This window comes from Flavobacterium sp. W1B (assembly GCF_047344965.1).
GTDB lineage: Bacteria > Bacteroidota > Bacteroidia > Flavobacteriales > Flavobacteriaceae > Flavobacterium.
Map to the genome: position 1 here is coordinate 3,190,432 of NZ_CP178845.1, position 23,955 is coordinate 3,214,386.

General features: G+C 34.0%; 19 protein-coding genes. 10 read left to right on the forward strand and 9 right to left on the reverse strand.

The window, feature by feature from the left end:
- Window positions 1–57: 57 nt before the first annotated feature.
- On the forward strand, window positions 58–708 hold the full coding sequence (locus tag ACMDB5_RS13900; RefSeq protein WP_413998861.1) for an endonuclease III domain-containing protein: 651 nt from the start codon (window positions 58–60) through the stop codon (window positions 706–708).
- Window positions 709–797: 89 nt separating this feature from the next.
- Here the strand turns inward: ACMDB5_RS13900 and ACMDB5_RS13905 are convergent, their stop codons facing one another.
- Window positions 798–941 carry a hypothetical protein gene (locus ACMDB5_RS13905; RefSeq protein WP_413998862.1) on the reverse strand — a complete coding sequence of 48 codons (144 nt, stop codon included), beginning with the start codon at window positions 939–941 and terminating at the stop codon, window positions 798–800.
- A gap of 50 nt (window positions 942–991) precedes the next feature.
- Complete coding sequence (locus ACMDB5_RS13910) at window positions 992–1,576, reverse strand: RNA polymerase sigma factor (RefSeq protein WP_414000393.1); 585 nt, start codon at window positions 1,574–1,576, stop codon at window positions 992–994.
- 330 nt (window positions 1,577–1,906) lie between these two features.
- On the opposite strand from ACMDB5_RS13910, the gene uvrA reads away from it, so the two are divergent.
- The gene (gene uvrA / locus ACMDB5_RS13915; RefSeq protein WP_413998863.1) at window positions 1,907–4,693 is read left to right on the forward strand and encodes an excinuclease ABC subunit UvrA; all 2,787 of its coding nucleotides are present in this window, start codon (window positions 1,907–1,909) and stop codon (window positions 4,691–4,693) included.
- 7 nt (window positions 4,694–4,700) lie between these two features.
- Here uvrA and ACMDB5_RS13920 read toward each other — a convergent pair whose 3' ends face one another.
- From ACMDB5_RS13920 to ACMDB5_RS13940, 5 genes are all read right to left on the reverse strand, one after another.
- Window positions 4,701–5,000, reverse strand: coding sequence for a hypothetical protein (locus ACMDB5_RS13920; RefSeq protein ID WP_413998864.1), 300 nt, complete (start codon window positions 4,998–5,000; stop codon window positions 4,701–4,703).
- A gap of 167 nt (window positions 5,001–5,167) precedes the next feature.
- Complete coding sequence (locus ACMDB5_RS13925; RefSeq protein WP_413998865.1) at window positions 5,168–6,628, reverse strand: oligosaccharide flippase family protein; 1,461 nt, start codon at window positions 6,626–6,628, stop codon at window positions 5,168–5,170.
- A 14-nt stretch (window positions 6,629–6,642) separates the two neighbouring features.
- Entirely contained in the window at window positions 6,643–7,935 is a 1,293-nt protein-coding gene (locus ACMDB5_RS13930) for a glycosyltransferase family 4 protein (protein ID WP_413998866.1), read from the reverse strand.
- 94 nt (window positions 7,936–8,029) lie between these two features.
- On the reverse strand, window positions 8,030–10,462 hold the full coding sequence (locus tag ACMDB5_RS13935) for a YfhO family protein (protein WP_413998867.1): 2,433 nt from the start codon (window positions 10,460–10,462) through the stop codon (window positions 8,030–8,032).
- A gap of 47 nt (window positions 10,463–10,509) precedes the next feature.
- Window positions 10,510–10,791 carry a DUF4834 family protein gene (locus tag ACMDB5_RS13940; protein ID WP_413998868.1) on the reverse strand — a complete coding sequence of 94 codons (282 nt, stop codon included), beginning with the start codon at window positions 10,789–10,791 and terminating at the stop codon, window positions 10,510–10,512.
- 124 nt (window positions 10,792–10,915) lie between these two features.
- Between ACMDB5_RS13940 and ACMDB5_RS13945 the strand changes: the two genes are divergently transcribed.
- Window positions 10,916–11,860 (forward strand): transporter, encoded by a 945-nt coding sequence (locus ACMDB5_RS13945; protein WP_413998869.1) that lies wholly within the window; start codon window positions 10,916–10,918, stop codon window positions 11,858–11,860.
- A gap of 20 nt (window positions 11,861–11,880) precedes the next feature.
- Complete coding sequence (locus ACMDB5_RS13950; protein ID WP_413998870.1) at window positions 11,881–12,999, forward strand: GTP cyclohydrolase; 1,119 nt, start codon at window positions 11,881–11,883, stop codon at window positions 12,997–12,999.
- Between the two features lie 58 nt (window positions 13,000–13,057).
- Here the strand turns inward: ACMDB5_RS13950 and ACMDB5_RS13955 are convergent, their stop codons facing one another.
- Window positions 13,058–14,320, reverse strand: a complete 1,263-nt coding sequence (locus ACMDB5_RS13955) for an aminotransferase class I/II-fold pyridoxal phosphate-dependent enzyme (RefSeq protein WP_413998871.1) — start codon at window positions 14,318–14,320, stop codon at window positions 13,058–13,060.
- 224 nt (window positions 14,321–14,544) lie between these two features.
- Here ACMDB5_RS13955 and ACMDB5_RS13960 point away from each other — a divergent pair, with 224 nt between their 5' ends.
- From ACMDB5_RS13960 to ACMDB5_RS13980, 5 genes are all read left to right on the forward strand, one after another.
- Window positions 14,545–15,348 (forward strand): NYN domain-containing protein, encoded by an 804-nt coding sequence (locus ACMDB5_RS13960; RefSeq protein ID WP_413998872.1) that lies wholly within the window; start codon window positions 14,545–14,547, stop codon window positions 15,346–15,348.
- Between the two features lie 143 nt (window positions 15,349–15,491).
- A complete protein-coding gene (locus tag ACMDB5_RS13965; protein ID WP_413998873.1) occupies window positions 15,492–17,000 on the forward strand; it encodes an FMN-binding glutamate synthase family protein in 1,509 nt (502 codons plus the stop codon).
- A gap of 354 nt (window positions 17,001–17,354) precedes the next feature.
- Entirely contained in the window at window positions 17,355–17,933 is a 579-nt protein-coding gene (locus ACMDB5_RS13970; protein WP_413998874.1) for a non-canonical purine NTP diphosphatase, read from the forward strand.
- 205 nt (window positions 17,934–18,138) lie between these two features.
- A complete protein-coding gene (locus ACMDB5_RS13975) occupies window positions 18,139–20,037 on the forward strand; it encodes a DEAD/DEAH box helicase (RefSeq protein WP_413998875.1) in 1,899 nt (632 codons plus the stop codon).
- A gap of 86 nt (window positions 20,038–20,123) precedes the next feature.
- The gene (locus ACMDB5_RS13980; RefSeq protein WP_413998876.1) at window positions 20,124–20,891 is read left to right on the forward strand and encodes a carboxypeptidase-like regulatory domain-containing protein; all 768 of its coding nucleotides are present in this window, start codon (window positions 20,124–20,126) and stop codon (window positions 20,889–20,891) included.
- A gap of 408 nt (window positions 20,892–21,299) precedes the next feature.
- Here ACMDB5_RS13980 and ACMDB5_RS13985 read toward each other — a convergent pair whose 3' ends face one another.
- Window positions 21,300–22,760, reverse strand: a complete 1,461-nt coding sequence (locus ACMDB5_RS13985) for an aminoacyl-histidine dipeptidase (RefSeq protein WP_413998877.1) — start codon at window positions 22,758–22,760, stop codon at window positions 21,300–21,302.
- Window positions 22,761–22,870: 110 nt separating this feature from the next.
- Between ACMDB5_RS13985 and ACMDB5_RS13990 the strand changes: the two genes are divergently transcribed.
- Window positions 22,871–23,932 (forward strand): DUF3810 domain-containing protein, encoded by a 1,062-nt coding sequence (locus ACMDB5_RS13990; protein ID WP_413998878.1) that lies wholly within the window; start codon window positions 22,871–22,873, stop codon window positions 23,930–23,932.
- The last annotated feature ends 23 nt before the right edge of the window (window positions 23,933–23,955 follow it).

Sequence of the window (23,955 nt, forward strand, 5' to 3'; positions counted from 1 at the left end):
ATTATCGGGTAAGGATTAAAATTCGTACTTTCGTAATTCCTAATTTTTAATTTAAAAATGACCAAGCAAGAAAAGGTAACATTTGTTATAAATACATTAAAAGAATTATATCCTAGCATTCCGATCCCGCTGGATCATAAAGATCCTTACACTTTACTGATTGCCGTTTTACTCTCGGCACAATGCACGGATGTTCGCGTCAACCAAATCACGCCTTTGCTCTTTGCCAAAGCCGACAATCCGTACGACATGATAAAAATGTCTGTTGAAGAAATTAAAGAAATCATAAGACCTTGTGGCTTATCGCCAATGAAATCTAAAGGAATTCACGGTTTATCCCATATTTTAATTGACAAACATAACGGAAAAGTCCCCCAAAGTTTCGAATATTTAGAAGAATTACCTGCCGTAGGTCACAAAACAGCTAGTGTGGTAATGTCTCAGGCCTTTGGCGTTCCCGCTTTTCCGGTAGATACTCACATTCACCGATTGATGTACCGATGGAATTTGACCAACGGAAAAAACGTGGTTCAAACCGAAAAAGATGCCAAACGCATTTTCCCGGAGGAACTATGGAATGACTTACACCTACAAATGATCTGGTATGGAAGAGAATATTCACCAGCTCGCGGTTGGAATTTAGATAAGGATATTATAACCAAAACAATTGGTAGAAAATCTGTTTTGGACGAATATTCTAAAAAATAAAATTCACTAGTTAAAAATAAACTAGTGAATTTTATCATTACAAATCATCCATTTGGAGATTTGTTTTTGTACTAAAAATAATAACCGCGCTAATTGGATATAATTTCGAAACTTTTGTTATCCACTTTTATCATGCTTAACGCTTTTGAATAATTTAATAAAAAAGAAACGACTTCTTTTTTGGGTTTCATTGCTTTGGTCATTAATGAATTTTTAAAGTAATTTTTTGCCATGTTATATTAATTCGTTATATTATAACAACGTGACAATTACCGATATATTGTTAATTTGTCAAAACAATTTGATGTTTATCAATAACTTTTCTTAGGTTCAATAAAGCATAACGCATTCTTCCCAATGATGTATTTATACTGACGCCCGTAATTTCGGAAATTTCTTTAAAACTCATGTCTTGATACATTCTCATTACCAAAACTTCTTTTTGATCGTTAGGAAGTTCTTCGATCAATTTTTTTAAATCTAATTCTATTTGATCCGAAATTAACTTACTCTCCACACAAAGAGAATCATCTGTCATTATCGAAAATATTGAAAACTCCTCTGTTTCTCTAAACATTGGCATTTTTTTTGTTTTCCTGTAATGGTCAATAATAAGATTATGGGAGATTCTCATGACCCAAGGCAGAAACTTCCCTTCCTCATTATAGGAATTTGATTTTAAAGTTTTGATGACTTTAATGAAAGTGTCTTGAAAAATATCGTTTGAAATATCTTTGTCAGAAATTTTGGAATATATAAAACCATAAATTCTTGATTCGTGTCTTTTGATTAACGTAGACAAGGCTTCTTCGTTACCTGCTACGTAATTCTGAACCAATAAAGCGTCAGGGATTTGAATATTAGCTATCATAGTAATACTTTTTAGTGTTAGTTAAAATTTGGGTAATTTTTCTAAAAAAGTAATTTTATACTATAGGCTATCGTTATTTTTAATGTTAATTGAATAATCAAATTTAACAAAAATTTACATCAAACAACAAATAAAAACCACAAAAAATAAAAAAACTTATACTAATATGTTAAAAATGAGCATCTAAAACACAAAATCAATAACTTCAAAGCAGACAATCCTTCTTTTTTTCAACTGCAATAATTGGGTATTATCTATGATTTGCAATTCATTCTCCCTCTTTTCTCTGCTCAAAATTGATTACTTTTGTAAAAATTCATTCTTTTTATGCAAGTTGACATTTCCAAAATAGATCCAAAGAAAAATATCATTATAAAAGGTGCCCAAGTACACAATTTAAAAAATGTGGATGTGGTGATTCCTAGAAATAAACTGGTGGTAATAACTGGACTTTCGGGTTCGGGAAAATCTAGTTTGGCTTTTGATACTTTGTATGCCGAAGGACAACGTCGTTATGTAGAAAGTTTGTCCTCGTATGCAAGACAATTTTTGGGCAGATTAGACAAACCAAAAGTAGAATACATCAAAGGAATTGCTCCTGCCATTGCCATTGAGCAAAAAGTAAATACCACAAATGCGAGATCTACTGTAGGGACTTCGACAGAGATCTATGATTATATGAAACTGTTGTTTGCCAGAATTGGGAGAACTTTCTCGCCTATTTCTGGACAAGAAGTCAAAAAAAACACAGTAACTGATGTTGTCCTTGATGTCAAAAGTTTTGACATCGACAGCAAATGGTTGCTCCTAGCTCCCATCCATTTAGAAGAAGGACGAAAACTGGAGGACAAACTAAAAGTATTACTTCAGCAAGGATTTGCCCGAATTTTAATTAATAATGAAATGATCCGTCTCGACGAAATTGATCAACATTCGTTGGACAAAAAAGAAATCCTGCTAATTATTGACCGAATAGTTGTCAAAGAAGAAGAAGAATTTTACAACAGACTCGCCGATGCCGTACAAACCGCTTTTTATGAAGGAAAAGGCATCTGCTATTTACAAGAATTAAATGCTGAAAAAAGGTTTTCCTATTCCAATAATTTTGAAATGGACGGGATTACTTTTATGGAGCCAAATGTTCATTTATTTAGTTTCAACAATCCTTATGGAGCCTGTCCCGTATGCGAAGGCTACGGAAATATCATAGGCATTGATGCCGAATTAGTCATTCCTAATACCACTTTATCGATATTTGAAAACGCCATTTTTCCTTGGCGCGGCGAAAGCATGAGTTGGTATAGAGATCAATTGGTAAATAATGCCTACAAATTTGATTTCCCTATTCATAAACCATTCTTCCAATTATCTGAAGATCAAAAAGAATTAATTTGGAATGGAAATGAATATTTTCAAGGACTGAATGATTTTTTCAAAGAATTAGAAGAAAAAAATTATAAAATACAAAATCGGGTAATGCTTTCCCGTTACCGCGGTAAAACCAAATGTTATTCCTGTAAAGGAAAGCGTTTGCGTATTGAGGCATCCTATGTAAAAATCAATTCTAAAACGGTTTCTGACTTAGTCGATTTACCGATTAAACATTTGGTGCATTTTTTCGCAAATATTGATTTAGATGTTTACGAGAAACAAATCGCGAAACGTTTATTGTTGGAAATCAATAACAGATTGTCCTTTTTGACCGAAGTTGGTTTGGATTATCTAACTTTAAACAGGAATTCATCGACGCTTTCGGGCGGAGAATCTCAACGAATCAACTTAGCGACATCACTGGGAAGCAGCTTGGTAGGATCGATGTATATTTTGGATGAACCTAGCATTGGTTTGCACCCAAAAGACACAGAACGATTGATAAAAGTATTGCTGTCTTTAAGAGATTTAGGCAATACCGTTATTGTGGTCGAACATGATGAAGACATCATGAAAGCAGCCGATATGATCATTGACATTGGTCCGGAAGCAGGATCATTTGGAGGAGAATTAGTAGCTCAAGGCACTTTTGATGAAATCCTAAAATCGACTTCATTGACAGCGAAATATTTGAATGGGAAGTTGGAAATTTCTGTGCCTAAAAAACGAAGAACTTTCAAGAATTTCATAGATATAAAGGGCGCGAGAGAAAACAATTTACAAAATATTGATGTTACATTTCCATTGGATGTGTTAACCGTTATTACGGGAGTTTCAGGAAGTGGAAAAAGTACACTTATCAAGAAAATATTGTTTCCAGCAATGCAAAAAAAGCTGGAAAACATAGGTGAAAAAGCAGGGCAATTCACCGAAATTAGTGGCTCTTTTTCACAAATAAAACATATCGAATATGTAGACCAAAATCCTATAGGCAGAAGTTCCCGATCTAATCCTGTAACCTATATCAAGGCTTATGATGACATCCGAGAATTATTCGCGAAGGAAAAACTATCCAAAATAAGAGGTTATCAGGCCAAACATTTTTCTTTTAATGTCGATGGAGGCCGTTGTGAAACCTGCAAAGGAGAAGGCTCTATAAATGTAGAAATGGTTTTCATGGCAGATGTTCAATTGCCTTGCGAAACCTGTAATGGCAAACGATTCAAAAAAGAAGTACTCGAAGTGAACTTTGCCAACAAAAACATTCACGATGTCCTGACGATGACTATTGATGATGCCGTAGCATTCTTTGAAGTCAACCAGCAACAGAAAATAACTCAAAAACTAAAGCCACTACAAGATGTTGGATTAGGCTATGTACAATTAGGACAATCTTCGTCAACACTATCCGGTGGTGAAGCCCAAAGAATAAAACTGGCTTCTTTCTTGGTAAAAGGAGCTACAAAAGAAAAAGCTTTATTTGTCTTTGATGAGCCTACAACTGGATTGCACTTTCATGACATCAAAAAACTACTGGCTTCCTTTGACGCTTTAATAGACAAAGGCCATTCCATACTTGTAATTGAACACAATCTAGACCTTATAAAATGTGCTGATTGGGTTATTGATTTAGGACCTGAAGGCGGTGAAAATGGAGGTCAATTATTGGCTGTAGGAACTCCTGAAGATATCGTAAAAAACAAAAAATCAATTACCGGAAAATACTTAAAGGAAAAATTATAATTCCAATTTATTCCATATAACATTTTTCTTCAAAAATTTTCCCATCTTCATCAATGGCCACTAATATCTTTTTGGGTTTAGAGGCCACCTTACTTATATAGATCCATGGTACTGTCCACAAACCGAAAGTAGCACAAAAAAGAAGGAAATTTAAATTATTATTGACCTCTTTTCCTTCTTTTAATAAAATAGAAAAAGGTAATGTATCATTACTTTCAACTATTTTAAAACCATTCTGGACTTTGTGGGCAACCATATTTGAATATTTTTGCAGCTTTTTATCTTTCGAAGATTGCGTGTTTTTCATAATCATTAGGCTAATTATTATTGCTATTCAAACACCTAATTTTCAGAAAAAAAATAAAAATGTGTACAAACAACTTCCGCAAAAATAACCAACACCTCTTTTTTATACAATACCCACTTTTAGTGATTAACATTTGCACAATAAACAAATATCTACTACAAAAGAACCTATTTTATCCTTTTTAACAAATTATCTATAACTTGGTTAATCTCGATAGAAATCTTAAATTTATAATTAACGTAGATGTATAAAACACTCACTAAAGCCGATTTCATTGCAATAGAGACTATAGGATGAAATGGAAACTCCCAGAAATAAAACAGCACAAATAAAACAAAAGTAATTATTATAGAATATACTGTCTGATTTGTAAATGGATATAAATGCAGGCGTTTAACCACAAAAAGAAGTTTAGCAAGGCTGTATATAGTTATTGATAACAAGGTTGCAAAAGCAGAACCCATTATACCATATATCGGAATAAAAATCCGATTCAATCCTATCGTTAATAGCACTAATCCAACACCCAAAAACAAAACTGTTTTATAATATTTAGTATTAAAAATAATGGCATTATTATTTCCCAAAATCAAATCAAAATATTTTGAGATTCCAATCATAAAAACAACCGGGATTCCGCCACTGTACTCTTTGGGAACCATTTCATAGAGCTGATTGATATTAACAAAAATGCAAAGCATCACAAAACCTCCAACCATTTGCAAATTGATAGATGTTTTCTTGTACAAATCATTTAATTCGTCATGCTTATTTTCGTGCATCAGTTTTGCCGTAATAGGATATACGATTTGGTGCATTGCCCTACTTGGAACCGATATTACCAAAGCGATATAAGTTGCAACTGAATAGAACGCAATATTTTCAATTTTCATATATTGATTGAGCATCATTTTATCACCGTCCAAAAGCAAATTAGCCACACTTCCTGACAAAATAATATAAAAAGTATATTCCATAATTCCTTTAACATTATGAGGAATCGAGAATTGAAAATTGGGTTTCTTTACGTAAAAAGCATACAACATGGTCACTATAAAAGCCACAAAATAAATCAAGGCGGTCATGTAAATATATTCTACAATGGTCAATAATTCAAAATAAACCCCAACCAAAGCAAATAAAGAAAATAATCGCAAACCCACTTCTTTGATAAAATTTCCAAATATAGAATGCATATGTACTCTTGCCCAAGCATAGAATATTTCGAAATAGGCCATACACAAGCCCGTAAAAGGGATTAGCCAAAGATAATCCTTGACCATTCCGTTTTTCTTTGACAGAAAAAAACCAATATCATCGTAAAAAAAAAGCCCAATCAATAGTAACGGGATACACAATAGTAAAGGAAATAAAACCGTAAAAGACAAAAATCGGTCTTCCTCTTCTTCATTATTACATTGTGCATAAAATTTAACCAAAGTGTTTTGCATTCCAATTGCAAACAATGGCATGATAACATTGGCACAAGAAAGAATATAATTAGATAAACCGTAGTATGTTTTCCCTAAAATTTGAGGATATAAAAAAAGAGTACTAATACCTCCTATTCCAAATCCAACATAGGTAATTATAGTATTTTTTAAGGACTGATTTAGAACGATTCCCATTTGGAAGTTTACGGTTAAAAGTTAGAATTAATCAATTGTACCAGTTCTTGGGTTAGATTTCTTCTGGAATATTTTTGCAAACCTACACCATTTGATTGTAATCTTCCTTCCAGAAATTGATTATAATAGTCTAAAATTACACTTTTTAGTTTCATCTTCTCTGAATAATCAAAGAACACTCCTGTATTAGTATTGGTAATAATTTCGGCAAAATCAGAACCTTTTGGACCAATGGCAACAATAGGCCTATTAGAAACCATATATTCGAATAATTTCCCAGGAATAATGCTTTTCGTATCTTCGGAATTGATTTCAATCAGTAACAATACTTGCGATTTTCTTTGATGCGCCACAGCTTCTGCATGCGAAACATAACCCAAACTATTCAAATAAGGATCTAATCCAAATTTCGCAATTGTTTCTAAAACTTCTTGGCTTACTGCACCGATCAATTTAATTTCTAAATCCGATTTAAAACCGGGAATTTCAGCAATTAACTCAACCAAACTTTCCCATAAAATCATAGGATTTCTTTCGGAAAGAAAAGAACCAATATGCGCCAAACTGAATTTAGTATCCAAAGTTTGTTTTTCCACTTTTTCCACATCATAACCATTCGTTATAACGGCAATTGGCTTGTTTGTAATGGCTTCAAACTCGGTTTTTGTGGTTTTACTCGTAACGATAATTGTGTCGGCCGAATTCAAAACCTGATGCTCCAAAGCCTTGTGTTTCTTATCTGCAAAATTAGATAGTCGCAAAGACTTATGATAGCCAATCGTTGTCCAAGGATCACGGAAATCCGCAAACCATTTTAAATCTAATCTTTGTTTTAACTCTAATCCAATAAGATGCAGGCTGTGTGGCGGACCTGAGGTAACAATGGTATCGATACTGTTTTCGACTATGTATTTCTCTAAATAAGACACCGAAGGTTTTACCCAAAAAACACGGGCATCGGGAATGAAAAGATTCCCGCGTATCCAAAGAAACATTTTATCCAAAAAGGATTGTTTCTTCTTATTTGGCATAATTCCAGAGCTAATTTTTTTGGTTTTACTTTTAGAAAAAAAAGAAGCCAATTGATAAGGTTCAAAAATCTTATGTTTCAGAATAATTGCTTTTTCTGAAACTTCTTCAACCAAATTTTTATCAACAATTGGGTAGGTTGGATTTTCTGGAATATAAACGATGGGTTGAATTCCAAAATCTGGCAGGTATTTAACGAATTTCAACCAACGTTGCACTCCTGGACCTCCCGCAGGTGGCCAATAATAAGTTATGATTAGGATTTTTTTGCTTTCCAATTTATCTTTTAATTTAAAAAATGATAATGACGGAGATGATTTTTGAATGAAGAGCAATGATTCTTGATTGCCGATTTTGGAAAATCAATAATCTTTAATCAACGGTCTTAAATCCTTTTTTTCTTTCGTAATAAATACCTCCCAATAACAACAGTAACATTCCGGCTGAACTAATCAATGTTATGATGCTTCCCGTTTTTATCACTTCCGGCTCAAATTTGAATTCGATAGTATGTTCTCCGCCGGGAACAATTAAAGCTCTCAGTACATAATCAACAGGAAAATGATCTGTTTTTTCTCCATCAATGTAAGCATTCCAACCATTTTCATAATAAATTTCAGAGAAAACAGCTAAGCCTTCACTTTTATTATTAGAAGTATATTTTAAATAATTCGGTTTATATACATTCAACTGAATAGTTCCCGTAGTATCTAGATTCTTTTTCAGTTGGGCATTTTTAAATTTAGAACGGTAACGATTGATGTTAAAAATCGCTATTTTTTTACTGTCGAATTTATCCAACATTTTCATTTCATCATCGGCTTTATTCACCAATTTAACATCGCTTACAAACCAAGCATTTCCGTTAGCATCTGGGTTTATTATCGGGAACTCTTTTCCTTCTTTATCGGTCTGGATTATATATTTGACATTCAACATGTTTAAAATCTCCATATTGTTTTTGGCAATTTGATAATCAAATAGCTGCTGTACACGTCTTGGTTTTGCAGCATGATATCCTCCAATTGACTTATGAAAATAGGAAGCTCTAGCACTTGATAAATTCCCATTTACTTCAAAAACACGATAATGCGAAGTATCTTTTAGAATCTGAGCATCTGTAGGAGTTTCTTGAAAAGGAACTTCAACTTCCCTACCGCTTACAAAATCCTTGGCAGAAACATATTTTTTATCTACAAGAAACAAATCGGAAATCATAAATACGCTTACCAGAATGATAGCCGTATTTTGAGCAATCTTGTTCTTCAAAAACAGCCATAAAGCACCAGAAACCATTAAGATAAAAAATCCAGATCGCAACAAATCGGCACTATACAAGGTCATTCGATCTGCTTTTAAAGCGTCTACAAAACTAGGTCCATAACTTTCTAAATAATAAGCATCGTTAGCCCCAGAAAAGCTGAACATGCTTTTACTAAAGAACAAAACTAAAATAAGTCCAAAGACAACCGCTGCAGATTGCCAAAGTGCTTTCCATTGTAAGTTTTTATCTATTTTAAAGAAAGACTGTAATCCCATTATTGCCAAAACAGGGAAACACAATTCTAAAATTACCTGAATCGATGAAACTGCTCTAAATTTATTGTACATCGGTACATAATCAATAAAGAAATCAGTTAATATCGGGAAGTTTTTACCCCAAGAAAGTAAAAGTGCAGCAATAGCGCCTGAGAGAAAAGCATATTTAATTTTTCGATCATCGATAAATAGTGCTAAAATTCCCAAGAAAAAAACAACAATCCCAATATAAGCTGGAGCTGCTACAATAGGCTGGTCTCCCCAATAAGTTGGCATTCCGGTAACAAAATCGGCGGCTTGTCCTTCCGGCACACCCTGACCAATCATGAATTCATACATACTACTGTCTTTCCCAAGAGTTTCATGATTTGATCCTCCAAAAAGCCTTGGAGCAATCAGATTAAAACTCTCTGTTACACCATAACTGTATTCTGTTATATAATCATAGGTCATAGCACTAGAACCTGTACTTTTTGTTCCATCAGGATTAAAGCTCAACTCACTTTTACCACGAGTACTAAAGTTTGCGTACTCGGCGGTAGCCATCAAATTAGTAGCATTGGCGCCAATGGCCAAAATTCCTGCAATAGCCAATATCCCGAAAGATTTCAAAAGTGCATTATATTCTTTGGCTTTTAAACCTAAATAAATAAAATAACCCGAAAGTATCAATAAGAAAATCAACAAGTAATAGGTCATCTGGAAGTGATTGGCATTAATTTCTAAAGCCGTCGCAAATAGAGTAAGCAAACCTCCCAGCACATATTTTTTTCTAAAAACCAATATAAAACCGGCGATAACTAGTGGCATATACCCAATAGCATGTGCTTTGGCATTATGACCAACACCTAATATAATGATTAAATAAGTTGAAAAACCAAAAGCAATAGCTCCAAAAAAAGCTTTCAATGGATCTATTCTAAGAACCAATAATAAGCCGTAAAAGCCCAAGAAATATAAAAATAAATAATCGGCTGGACGCGGTAAAAATCGTATAGCATCATCAAGAGCTCCAACATAATCATGAGGATATTTGGCTCCCAACTGATAAGTAGGCATTCCTCCGAAGGCTGAATTAGTCCAATAAGGTTCTACATGCTCTGAAGCTCTGAAATCATTTTGCTCTTTTGCCATGCCGGTATATTGAACAATATCCGATTGGGAAATTTGTTTTCCTTGTAAAACAGGATAAAAATAAATGAGAGAAATGAGTACAAAACCAATAACGGCAAGAGCGTGCGGATAAAACTTATTTATTATTTTCAATTTTCGAGAGTTTTTTATTTTAATAAGAAAAAGGAACTACGGCAAATTTAATCTATTTCTTCGTAATCCACATAATCTCCTACTTTTTTAGTCTCTCTCGGATTTTTAGAATTGTTCGTATTGTAAATTATTTCATCATTGGAGTTGGCTTTCCTCCATGACGCATCTTGTGAACGTTGTTGTTGTTCTTGAAAATTGGCTCCTGCTTTCTCAACCACTTTTTTAACCAATAAGGGTAAAAATAATTTAGCCAAAAATTTAAAAATATAGTAGAAAGCTACAATATAAAATAGAGTTTTTATAAAACCCGCAAAAGAAGCTGTTTGCATAATCAAAATATTTTTTAGCAAAATTAGCAAATCAAAAGTTCAAAACTAAACTATCATTCTTAAATAAATAATAAAATATAGTACATTTGAAAAGCGTTATTACTTTTAAAATTAAAAAAATAATATGTCAAAAATCAAATACCTAATCTTCAGCGCCATACTAATGATTCCTTGTATTCATTACGGACAGCACACAGATCAAATCAATTCTAACAGACCTGGAGAAACCATGTCGGCTTTTTCGGTTGGAAAATCAGTATTTCAAATAGAAACTGGAATTTATGGCATCAAAGAAAAGCATAATATATTGAATTATGATGCTAATGGTTTTGGAATAGACATGATGCTAAGATGGGGATTATTTTCTGAAAAACTAGAATTAATTGCCGATTTACAATACCAAAACGAAACTTTCAACACTAAATTCAGTAATACCAACAAGGCTGCTCTAAAACAAACGGTTTTAGGAGCTAAATATCTGCTTTATGATCCTTTCAAAAATCACGAAAAGAAAATTAACATTTACAGCTGGAAAGCCAATCATGCCTTCAATTGGAATCAATTTATTCCAGCCGTTTCTATTTTTGCTGGAGCAAATATTACTTCGTCCAACAATCCTTATTATTTTTCTCCAAAAGGAGAAATTTCACCAAAATTAATGCTGATTACCCAAAATCATTTTGGTGACGGAACATGGGTTTTTGTAACTAACATCATCGGAGATTATATTGCTACTGATTATCCAAGTTATGGATATGTGCTAACTCTGACAAAAGGATTTAATGACAACTGGTCTGGCTTTATAGAAAACCAAGGTTTTAAAAGTGATTTTTACAGCGATGCCATCGTCAGAGGTGGTGCAGCCTATTTACTAAATAAAGACATGCAAATAGATGCTTCAATAAGTAGTAGTTTAAAAAATACTCCTTCGATACTTTACGGAGGGATTGGATTTTCTTGGCGATATGATGCCAACTACAAAGAAGTACGCATAAACCTTGACTCTGGATCAGACGACAAGGCTATGAAAAAAGCACAAAGAAGAGCTAATAAAACTAAAAAAGGATAAAAATACAATCTAAAAATAGAATGATTACAATAAAAGAAGCCAAGACCAAAAGCGAATTAACGGCATATATCAAATTCCCTTTTTCTCTATACAAAGACAATGAATTCTGGGTTCCACCTATAATTGCCGATGAACTAGAAACTTTTGACAAAACTAAAAATCCAGCATTTGAGAATGCCGAAGCTTATTTTTTTCTTGCCTATAGAAATGATAAAATTGTGGGTCGCATTACTGCAATCATCAATTGGAGTGAAGTAAATGACCAACAAAAAAAGAAAGTGCGTTTTGGTTGGTTTGATGCCATCAATGATATCAAAGTCACAAAAGCATTGCTTGAAAAAGTATATGAATTAGGTCGAAAAAATGGTTTGGAATACGTTGAAGGTCCAATGGGATTCTCCAATCTTGATAAAGTGGGCGTTCTAACTGAGGGTTTCGATCAATTAGGAACTATGATTACCTGGTATAACCATCCCTATTATGCCGATCATTTTGAGCAATTGGGTTATGTTACCGAAAAAGAATACATCGAAAGTAAATTCCCTTTTTCAAATGTAAAACCGGAATTTTTTGAAAAGGCGAATGAATTGGTAAAAAGAAGGTACCAGTTAAGTCCGCTTAACTTTAAAACCACCAAAGAAGTAATGCCGCATGTGGACAAAATGTTTGATTTATTCAACGAATCCTACGCCAGTTTATCTTCATTTGTTGCCATTTCAGATATTCAAAAAGAATATTTCAAGAAAAAATACATCAGCTTAATTAATCCGGAATACATCAAATTCGTAGAGGACAAAGACCATAATATTATTGCTTTTAGCATTGTAATGCCTTCTTTTTCTATGGCTTTACAAAAAGCAAACGGAAAATTATTCCCTTTTGGATTCATCCATTTATTGAAAGCCAAAAAGCAAAGCAAGGATATGATTTTCTATTTGATAGGCGTACATCCTGATTTTCAAAACAAAGCAGTCACGGCAATCATTTTTAATGAATATTACCATACATTTAAAGAAAAAGGAATTGTAAACTGTTTTAGAACGCCGGAACTGGCAGATAATACAGCAATTCATAACTTGTGGAAACATTTTGATCCTAAAGTGCACTGCAGAAGAAAAACGTTTAAAATAGAGTTGTAATAAAAAAAAATCCATTCCTAACGGAATGGATTTTTTCATATAAACTATATACTACTTACTATGCATCTAAATCTACAGTAGTTCTCGATGCAATTTCTTTATAGGTTCCGTTGACTAATTTCTCACGGATTGCTTCAAAAGCAGTTAATGTCTCATTAATATCTTCCATTGTATGTGAAGCCGTAGGAATCATTCTCAACAAGATAATTCCTTTTGGAATAACAGGATAAACCACGATTGACAAGAAAATACCATAATTTTCTCTCAAGTCATTTACCATAATCATTGCTTCAGGAATACTTCCTTCAAGATATACCGGAGTAATACAAGTGTTAGTATCTCCAATATTGAATCCTTTTTCTTTCAATCCGTTTTGCAACGCATTAACATTTACCCAAAGTTTATCTTTAATTTCAGAAGACTTGCGCAATAATTCTAAACGTTTCAACGAACCAATTGTTTGAATCATTGGCAATGCTTTTGCAAACATTTGTGAACGCAAATTGTATTTCAAATAATCGATAACATCTTTATCAGCAGCAACAAAAGCACCAATATTAGCCATCGATTTAGCAAAAGTAGAGAAATAAACATCAATATCATCCTGAACTCCTTGCTCCTCACCTGCTCCAGCTCCAGTTTCTCCTAGAGTTCCAAAACCATGTGCATCATCAACTAGCAAACGGAAATTGTATTTTTGCTTCATAGCAACAATCTCTTTCAATTTTCCTTGTTGACCGCGCATTCCAAAAACACCTTCGGTAATAAAAAGAATTCCTCCACCAGTTTCAGTAGCCATTTTTGTGGCACGTTGCAGGTTTTTCTCCATACTTTCCAAGTCATTATGCTTGTAAGTAAAACGTTTTCCCATGTGCAAACGAACTCCATCAATAATACAAGCATGCGAGTCAACATCATACACGATAATATCGTTTTTAGTAACCAAAGCATCAATGATTGACACCATTCCTTGGTAACCAAAATTCAATAAATAAGCCGATTCTTTCATTACAAAAGCAGCTAATTCTTCTTCTAATTGTTCGTGATATTTGGTGTGACCACTCATCATACGCGCACCCATTGGGTAAGCAGCACCAAATTGAATAGCCGCATCCGTATCTGCTTGACGCACTTCTGGATGATTAGCAAGACCCAAATAGTCATTCAAACTCCAGTTTAAAATGTTTTTTCCACCAAACTGCATTCTTGGACCCAATTCTCCTTCTAATTTAGGAAAAACAAAATAACCCTCAGCTTGTGAGGCCCATCTTCCTAATGGTCCTTTATTGTTTTGAATTCTTTCGAATAAATCCTTTACCATAATATATTAAGTACTATTTTTAATTTTAAGAGGTTGCAAAATTAATTATTTAAATTTTATAATAGTATCGAAAGCAATTTTATTTTTAGAAGCTACTCCTACTCTACTCTTTTATCTTTAACTTTTTGAAGAAAAAAGCAAAAGATTCCCTTTACTATCAGGGCTAGAATTGTTATACTAATAAACTTCGTACCTTTGAAAAACCATTTTCAATGTAAAAAAGTATGTCACAAGATTCAAAAGAACTAAAACTAGCCGTCCTTATTGATGCCGATAACGTTCCTTACAGCAATGTAAAAGGAATGATGGAGGAAATTGCTAAGTTTGGAACACCTACCACCAAACGTATTTATGCCGATTGGACCAAACCCAATGCTGGCGGTTGGAAAAGTGTTTTACTTGAACATGCCATTACTCCTATTCAACAATACAGTTACACGGTTGGAAAAAACTCTTCCGACTCTGCAATGATTATTGATGCGATGGATTTATTGTATTCTTACAAAGTGGATGGTTTTTGCATTGTTTCCAGCGATTCTGATTTCACCCGATTGGCAATTCGTTTGAGAGAATCCGGAATGAAAGTCATCGGAATTGGAGAACAAAAAACACCCAATTCATTCATTGTTGCCTGTGACCGGTTTATTTATATTGAAGTTTTGGATGGAGCCATCAAGAAAAAAACACCAAAAAGAGCTTCTGATACTGAAACAAAAAAAACAATTGAAAAAAGCACTTCAAAAGCAGCCGAAAAAACAACTCGAAAACCACTTAATAAAATTGACGAGCCAACTATCGATCTTATCGAAGATTCTATAGACGATATTGCTGACGATAGCGGCTGGGCATTTCTTGGCGATGTAGGAAACCTCATTGTAAAGAAAAAACCCGAATTTGACCCTAGAAATTACGGTTTTCCAAAACTTACACCCATGTTAAAATCCTTAACCGATATCCTGGAAATTGACGAAAGAGATTCGGATAAAAAAGGAATTAAACATGTTTATGTACGATTGCGTTATAGCTAAATCCAAAATACTTTTCTTATTTCAAAAAAACATTAAGACTCCATCTGATCGAATACTTAAAACAATAAATTATTATTTTTTAAGCTTTTGATCTTAAAGATTATATATTCTTACTAAATTAGTAAACCATTAAATCTTTAGCTATGAGAAAACTTTTTTTTGTATTAGGAATTGCTATTTTTATTATATCTCTAACATTTCATTTTTATTTCAAAACGGGACTTCTTTTCCCATCTGTTATATTAATATTGTTATTTATCGGCCTGTTAAACATCCTACAACACAAACACGCTGTCCTTAGAAATTTCCCTGTCCTTGGTTATCTTAGGTATTTTTTCGAATCAGTTGCACCAGAAATCCAACAATATTTTATTGAAAGGAATACAGATGGAAAACCATTTACAAGAAACGAACGCAGTCTTGTTTATCAAAGAGCAAAAAATATTAGCGCTAATACTCCTTTCGGGACGCAGCTAAACATCAACCAATCGAATTATGAAGGGATAAGACATTCTATATTCCCTGCTAAAGTCAACGAAGAACTTCCCCGAATCATTATTGGCGGTCCTGCTTGCAAGCAACCTTATTCCGCTTCTTTATTGAATATTTCAGCGATGAGTTTTGGCTCTTTGAGCGAAAATGCCATTATGGCACTCAACAAAGGAGCACAAAAAGGAAACTTTTATCACAATACCGGCGAAGGTGGACTAACTGATGTTCATTTACAAGGCGGTGATGTGACTTGGCAAATAGGTACTGGATATTTTGGCTGTCGGACTGAGGAAGGAAACTTTGATTCAAAAAAGTTCGCAAAAAAATCAAACCATCCATCAGTAAAAATGATTGAATTAAAACTGTCACAAGGTGCAAAACCCGGACATGGAGGCGTTTTACCTGCAATCAAAAACACTAAAGAAATAGCTAAAATAAGAGGTGTAAAACCACACACAACTGTACTTTCTCCTCCTAACCATAGCGCCTTTAAGGATATCAAAGGACTAGTTCAATTCATAGCCGAATTGCGTCAACTAGCCAACGGAAAGCCTATTGGTTTTAAACTATGTATTGGCCAGACCAATGAATTTGAATTAATTTGCCAAGAAATGGTTGCCCAAAATTGTTTCCCTGATTTCATAACGGTAGATGGTGCCGAAGGTGGAACCGGTGCTGCACCGCTAGAATTCGCCGATGGAGTCGGAATGCCATTTGAACCTGCACTTATCTTTGTAAACAAGACCTTAATCCGCTACAATGTTCGGGACAAAATAACAGTTATCTGTAGTGGCAAAATAATTTCGGGCTATTCAATACTTAGAGCTATAGCTATGGGAGCAGATATTTGCAATAGCGCCAGGGGTTTTATGTTTTCTTTGGGCTGTATTCAAGCATTGCGTTGCCATAACAACACCTGTCCTACTGGAGTTGCTACCCAAGATAAAATGCTAGTAAAAGGTTTGGTGGTAACCGATAAATCCGAAAGAGTTTATTATTTCCATAAAAATACGCTTCATGCCGCCAATGAACTTCTTGCAGCAGCAGGAAAGACGAGTTACAAAGAAGTAGATGCCACTATTTTCATGCGTGGCGATGAATTCATTCATTTATCGGATTTATACTTCCCGGACAATTTGACAAATGTCACAAAACACTAAAAGATAGAAACAAAAAAAGGAGGGCATCTATAGCCCTCCAGTTGTAAGTTCTGATTTACCATTATCAACTCATACTTTTAATCGTATTGCTGAATATTGCACCTCTAATCTCATGTGAAGATTAACAAACACAAGTAATTAATCAAAACCACATATCAAAGATACAACTATTTAAAAAACAATATACTAAATACCAGTCGTTTAACTCCTATTTAACCAAAATAAAACCAACGCTAATAATTCTGCAATTATTTAAATCAAATAAGGCTCTAGCTCTAAAAAACTGTTTGTACAGATTTCTGGCTAAATCCTTAAAAATTGTATCTTTGAACAATAAAATTTTAAACTAAAACAATGCAACTCGTTTTCGCTTCCAATAACAAGAACAAAATCCTTGAAATACAAAGTATACTTCCTGAAACAATCCAAATTCTAAGCCTAGAAGATATTGGCTGCCATGAAGAAATTCCCGAAACAGCAGATACCATAGAAGGAAACGCTATTCTAAAAGCAAATTATGTAACCACCAATTACGGTTATGATTGTTTTGCCGACGATACAGGACTAGAAGTTGAAGCTTTAAACGGTGAGCCCGGAGTGTTTTCTGCACGTTATGCAGGAGAACAAAGAAATTCTGATGATAATATGTCGAAGTTATTAGACGCTTTGTCTAACAAAAATAATAGAAATGCGCAGTTCAAAACCGTAATTGCTTTAAACCTTAAAGGGAAGCAGCATCTTTTTACAGGAATTGCCAAAGGAGAAATCACAGCGAAGAAATCCGGTAATCAAGGTTTTGGTTATGACCCTATATTTCAACCTATTGACTTTAAAGAAACTTTTGCAGAATTATCATTAGAAATCAAAAATAAAATAAGTCATAGAGGAAAAGCGACTCAAAAATTAATAGACTTTTTAAAAAACGAAAAATAATTGTTTAAAATACACTATTTTTTATTCAAATTTTCAAAGATCGCAACCTAAATTCTCTTATAATTTGCATGTTCTAAATACAACAACCACCAATAAAAATCGTAACATTCTGATAATCAAATTACAATAAATCATTAAATCTTAAAATAGCATTAGTTTATGTGGATTATTAACAGTAATTTTGCACCCTATTTTAAAAATACATATGAATAAATTTGAACAATTAGGATTGAGTGAATCGTTACTGAAGGCGGTTTTAGATCTAGGATTTGAAAATCCGTCAGAAGTACAGGAGAAAGCGATTCCCCTATTATTGGAAAAAGACATCGATATGGTTGCGTTGGCTCAGACAGGGACAGGGAAAACGGCAGCTTTTGGTTTTCCAGTTATCCAGAAAATTGATGCTAACAACAGAAACACACAAGCATTAATTTTATCTCCAACACGCGAACTTTGTTTGCAGATTACCAACGAACTTAAAAACTACTCTAAATACGAAAAAGGTATTAATGTGGTAGCAGTATACGGTGGAGCTAGCATAACAGAACAAGCGAGAGACATAAAGAGAGGCGCGCAAATTATTGTAGCAACTCCAGGAAGAATGCAAGATATGATTAATAGAGGTTTGGTAAACATCTCTCAAATTAATTACTGTATTCTAGATGAGGCTGACGAAATGTTGAACATGGGTTTCTACGAAGATATCGTAAACATCCTTTCTACTACGCCAGACGACAAAAACACATGGTTATTCTCTGCAACAATGCCTGCTGAAGTAGCACGTATTGGAAAACAATTCATGAAAGATCCAATTGAAATTACAGTTGGAACCAAAAACTCAGGATCTGCAACAGTTTCTCACGAATTTTACTTAGTAAATGCTCGTGATCGTTACGAAGCTTTGAAACGTATTGCCGATGCTAATCCAGACATTTTCTCAGTAGTATTCTGTAGAACAAAACGTGATACACAAGCTGTTGCCGAAAAATTAGTTGAAGATGGATACAGCGCTGCTGCTTTGCACGGAGATTTATCTCAAGCGCAACGTGACGGTGTAATGAAATCTTTCCGTGGAAGACAAATCCAAATGCTTGTAGCTACTGATGTTGCCGCACGTGGAATTGACGTTGATAACATTACTCACGTAGTGAATTATCAATTACCTGACGAAATTGAAACGTACAATCACCGTTCAGGTCGTACGGGTCGTGCAGGAAGATTAGGAACTTCTATCGTAATCGTTACTAAAAGTGAATTGCGTAAGATTTCTTCTATTGAAAGAATCATCAAACAAAAATTCGAAGAAAAAACAATTCCTTCTGGAATAGAAATCTGCGAAATCCAATTATTACACTTAGCTAATAAAATTAAAGATACAGAAGTTGATCACGAAATTGACAACTACCTACCTGCAATCAACAATGTTCTTGAAGATTTATCAAAAGAAGAATTGATTAAGAAAATGGTATCTGTTGAATTCAACCGTTTTATTGCTTATTACAAGAAAAACAGAGACATCTCTAACCAATCTTCAGACAGACGCGAGCGTAGTGACGATAGAGAGCCAAGAGAAAACAACAATGCAGGTGGTGCAACAAGATATTTCGTGAACATTGGTTCTAGAGATAATTTTGACTGGATGTCATTGAAAGATTACTTGAAAGAAACATTAGACTTAGGTCGTGATGATGTTTTCAAAGTAGACGTAAAAGAAGGTTTCTCTTTCTTTAACACTGATCCTGAGCACACTGATAAAGTAATGGAAGTATTAAACAACGTACAATTAGAAGGACGTCGTATTAATGTTGAAATTTCTAAAAATGACGGTGGAGGAAGACGTGATCACAACGGAAGAAGTTCTGGTGGTGGTTTTGGTGGCGGAAGAAGCTCTAGTCCAAGACGCGAAGGAAGCTTTGCTCCAAGAAGAGAAGGTTCTGGTGGCGGATTTAGAAGCGACAGAGGTTCAGCCCCAAGAGAAGGTGGCTTCAGAAGCGACAGAGGATCATCAGCTCCAAGACGCGAAGGTGGTTCTTCAGAAAGACCAGCAAGACGTTCTGAAAGCTTTGGTGACTCACCTAGACCAAGAAGACCAAGAAGAGACTAACAAATATTGTTAATTTTCTTATAATAATACAAGAGACTACAAAATATTCAATCCTATTTACTACTTTTAAAGTTTTAAATCAGTATATGAAATATTTTGTAGTTTTCTTTTTTTTAGCTATATCAATAACCAGCTCTGCTCAAGATATAACTCCTTCCCAAAAAGTATCGGCTTATATTTATAATGACAATACAAAATCTGCATTAGCCAATGCAAACATCATCAACATCAATAAAGTAAGAGGCGCCAGAACGGATGCAAATGGTTATTTTGAAATTGATGTACATCCAAACGATACTCTTCATATTTCACTTTTAGGATTTCAATCATTAAGAGTTAAAGTTACAAATGACTGGTTGAAAAATAAGATGGCTAAAATCTTTCTTACTGAAAGTGCAATAGCACTTGAAGAGGTGGTCATCAAACCCTTTAATTTAACAGGATATCTCGAAGTAGATTCAAAAACAATCCCTATAAAAGAAAACTATCGTTATAGTATTTCAGGATTACCAAATGGATATGAAGCCGGAAATACTTCTCCAAATGCTTTTGGAAGAGTTTTGGGATCAATTTTCAATCCAGCCGATATGCTTTATAATTTCTTTGGCAAAAAAACAGTAGAGCTTAAGAAGCTTAAAGAAATGAAAAAGGACGACACAGTTAGAAACCTTTTAGAATCTAAATTTGATCGCGAAACACTTGCCATTTTATTAGGCATCGACAAAAAAGAAATTCCTGAAATATTACAGCGCTGTAATTATTCTGAATCTTTTATACAAACAGCAAACGACCTGCAAATCATGGATGCCATTAGCGGTTGTTACGAAGAATATAAGATTTTGAAAAAGAAATAAGCTAAATAGGATATCACAATAAAAACACAAAATTTTGACAAGCCAGCTTTATCGTTTTAACGAAAAAAGTTATAAATAATTCAATCCTCAATTACTTTCACAGTTGAGGATTTTTTTTGGAATGATATTAATTCCACGAAAAAAAATAGTAATAAATTATTTACAGAACAATAAGCCGAAAATAGTTCCTATCTTTACTTATATTAAAAAATACAAATCTTAATTACTGATAATCATGGCAAAAAGTCAAGACGCGAAGAAAACTCAAAAAAAGGAACCTCTTAAAACAGCAAAAGAGAAAAAAGAAGAAAAAAGAGAGAAAAAAAATAGCCCGAAAAGAGACTAAATTTAGTGTTCAGTTTAAATTTAAACTGAACACTATTTTTTTTAAATACTGAACCCTGAATACTATTTTGCAGGAATTTCAGCTAAAATTTCAAGCAAAAATTTCCAGAATTTTTGAGAAGAAGAAATACTGGCTCTTTCATCTGGGGAATGTGCTCCATGGATTGTTGGTCCAAAAGAAATCATATCCATATCCGGATAATTAGTTCCCAGAATTCCACATTCTAATCCGGCATGACAAGCAACCACTTTTGGTTTTTCACCATTTTGTTTTTCATAAATAGGAACTAAAACATCTAAAATCTCCGATTTTACATTTGGAGTCCAACCTGGATACGATCCTGAAAGTTCTACCTCGCAACCTACTAATTCAAATGCAGAACGCAAAGCATTAGCTAAATCAAATTTAGAAGTTTCAACAGATGAACGTGTCAAACAACCAATTGAGATTTCTCCGTCTTTGATAGTCACTTTGGCAATATTATTTGAAGTTTCCACCAAGTCTTCCATATCAGCGCTCATTCGATACACCCCATTATGAGCAGCATAAATTGCTCTGATGATTCCTTCCTGAACCCCTAGATCCATTACTTTTTTCGGCGTATCGCATTTTACGATTTCGATAGTTAAGTTAGGTTCTGTGGTTTTATATTCGGTTTTGATGTCATTGATGATTTCCTGCATATCAAAAATATAGGCTTCATCAAACATTTCAGAAATAATCACTTTGGCAACACTTTCTCTAGGGATTGCGTTACGCAAACTTCCTCCGTTGATTTCAGCTACTTGTAAACCAAAGTTTTCAAAGGCGTCAAACAACAAACGGTTCATAATCTTATTGGCATTCCCCAAACCTTTGTGGATATCCATCCCTGAATGTCCGCCTTTCAATCCTTTTACGGTAATAATATGTCCTACAGAACCTTCCGGAACTTCTTCTTCGTGATAACTTCTCGTAGCTGTCACATCGATACCACCGGCGCAACCAATATCAATTTCATCGTCCTCTTCTGTATCCAAATTCAACAGAATTTGCCCTTGCAGAATACCGCCTTTTAAATTTAAAGCGCCAGTCATTCCTGTTTCTTCGTCAATCGTAAACAAAGCTTCGATTGCCGGATGTGGAATATCTTTACTTTCTAAAATCGCCATAATAGCAGCAACACCTAGGCCGTTATCAGCGCCTAAAGTTGTTCCTTTGGCACGAACCCAATCCCCATCAACATACATATCGATTCCTTGGGTATCAAAATCAAAAACGGTATCAGCATTTTTTTGATGTACCATATCCAAATGCCCTTGCATTACGATCGCTTTGCGGTTTTCCATGCCTGGAGTGGCAGGTTTTCGGATTATAACGTTACGAATATCGTCTTCAAAAGTTTCCAATCCGAGGCTATTTCCAAAATTCTTCATAAATTCAATTACGCGTTCTTCTTTTTTAGAAGGACGAGGAACTGCATTTAAATCGGCAAATTTATTCCAAAGTGCTTTGGGCTCTAAATTTCTTATTTCTTGGCTCATTTATTTTTGTTTGAAGTTTAACATTTTAAAAACTCAAAGTTACAAAGTTTAAATTCTTTTTCGCTATTAATTGATATTGTAATTATATTTACGTTTTCAAAATCAGTATCGTGAAAAGAATATATATTCTGCCTTTATTTCTTGCTTTCCAAATAATTGTTCTGCAATTCATTCCTTATTTTCCGGAAACTGTAGAAGCTGTATATAGCAATGGGCTGTACCCTATTATTGTTGCATTTTCTAGAACAGTTCTGGGTAAAATTCCATTTTCTGTTGGAGATTGTATTTATTTTATTTTGATAGTATTAGGCGTAAAATGGTTTTGGAATAAAAGAAAAACTTGGAAACTCGCTTGGAAAAATAATGCATTACATATTTTAAGCTTTCTTTCCGTATTTTACTTTTTGTTTCACACGCTTTGGGCGCTAAATTATCATCGTCAACCGCTTTTTGAAAAAATGGAGATTCAAAGAGATTATTCGGATGCAGATTTGTTAGATTTCACCAAAAAACTAATCCACAAAACCAATGCTATCCAAAGTCAAATCACAAAAAATGATAGCCTGAAAGTTACATTTCCGTACTCTCAGGAACAGGCATTTCAGATGAATTTGAATGGCTATAAAAACTTATCCGCTAGCTATCCGTTTTTTAAATATTCTAACTTGAGTGTCAAAAAATCGCTCTTTAGCTTGCCTTTGACATATATGGGATTTGGAGGTTACCTGAATCCGTTTACCAATGAAGCCCAGGTAAATTATTTAGGTCCGATGTACAGCTTCCCTATGACCACAAATCACGAAATGGCACATCAGATGGGATTTGCCAGCGAAAGCGAATGTAACTTTATAGGTTTTTTAGCCTCTGTAAAAAACGATAATTTATATTTTAAATATTCGGGCTACAGCATAGCTTTGCGTTATTGTTTAGGAAACTGGCAGGCTCGTGACGAAAAAGTATTGAAACAATTACTTAAAACCATTAATCCCGGGATTTTAAAAAACTATAAGGAAAGTCAGGATTTCTGGAATGAATATGAAAGCCCCATTGAAACCGGTTTTCATATTTTTTATGATAATTTCTTAAAAATAAACCAGCAAAAAGACGGCATGGAAAGTTATAGCAAATTTGTGAATTTGATGGTGAATTATTATAAAAGTGATGAGTTATGAGCTAATATTTTGAGTTGACGAAT

Excerpts from the sequence above, each read along its gene's own strand:
- ACMDB5_RS13975 (WP_413998875.1), top strand. The coding sequence starts at position 18,139 with ATGAATAAATTTGAACAATTAGGATTGAGTGAATCGTTACTGAAGGCG.
- ACMDB5_RS13905 (WP_413998862.1), bottom strand. The coding sequence starts at position 941 with ATGGCAAAAAATTACTTTAAAAATTCATTAATGACCAAAGCAATGAAA.
- ACMDB5_RS13950 (WP_413998870.1), top strand. The coding sequence starts at position 11,881 with ATGATTACAATAAAAGAAGCCAAGACCAAAAGCGAATTAACGGCATAT.
- ACMDB5_RS13940 (WP_413998868.1), bottom strand. The coding sequence starts at position 10,791 with ATGCAAACAGCTTCTTTTGCGGGTTTTATAAAAACTCTATTTTATATT.
- ACMDB5_RS13945 (WP_413998869.1), top strand. The coding sequence starts at position 10,916 with ATGTCAAAAATCAAATACCTAATCTTCAGCGCCATACTAATGATTCCT.
- ACMDB5_RS13980 (WP_413998876.1), top strand. The coding sequence starts at position 20,124 with ATGAAATATTTTGTAGTTTTCTTTTTTTTAGCTATATCAATAACCAGC.
- ACMDB5_RS13955 (WP_413998871.1), bottom strand. The coding sequence starts at position 14,320 with ATGGTAAAGGATTTATTCGAAAGAATTCAAAACAATAAAGGACCATTA.
- ACMDB5_RS13985 (WP_413998877.1), bottom strand. The coding sequence starts at position 22,760 with ATGAGCCAAGAAATAAGAAATTTAGAGCCCAAAGCACTTTGGAATAAA.
- ACMDB5_RS13970 (WP_413998874.1), top strand. The coding sequence starts at position 17,355 with ATGCAACTCGTTTTCGCTTCCAATAACAAGAACAAAATCCTTGAAATA.
- ACMDB5_RS13920 (WP_413998864.1), bottom strand. The coding sequence starts at position 5,000 with ATGAAAAACACGCAATCTTCGAAAGATAAAAAGCTGCAAAAATATTCA.
- ACMDB5_RS13925 (WP_413998865.1), bottom strand. The coding sequence starts at position 6,628 with ATGGGAATCGTTCTAAATCAGTCCTTAAAAAATACTATAATTACCTAT.
- ACMDB5_RS13900 (WP_413998861.1), top strand. The coding sequence starts at position 58 with ATGACCAAGCAAGAAAAGGTAACATTTGTTATAAATACATTAAAAGAA.
- ACMDB5_RS13965 (WP_413998873.1), top strand. The coding sequence starts at position 15,492 with ATGAGAAAACTTTTTTTTGTATTAGGAATTGCTATTTTTATTATATCT.
- ACMDB5_RS13960 (WP_413998872.1), top strand. The coding sequence starts at position 14,545 with ATGTCACAAGATTCAAAAGAACTAAAACTAGCCGTCCTTATTGATGCC.
- uvrA (WP_413998863.1), top strand. The coding sequence starts at position 1,907 with ATGCAAGTTGACATTTCCAAAATAGATCCAAAGAAAAATATCATTATA.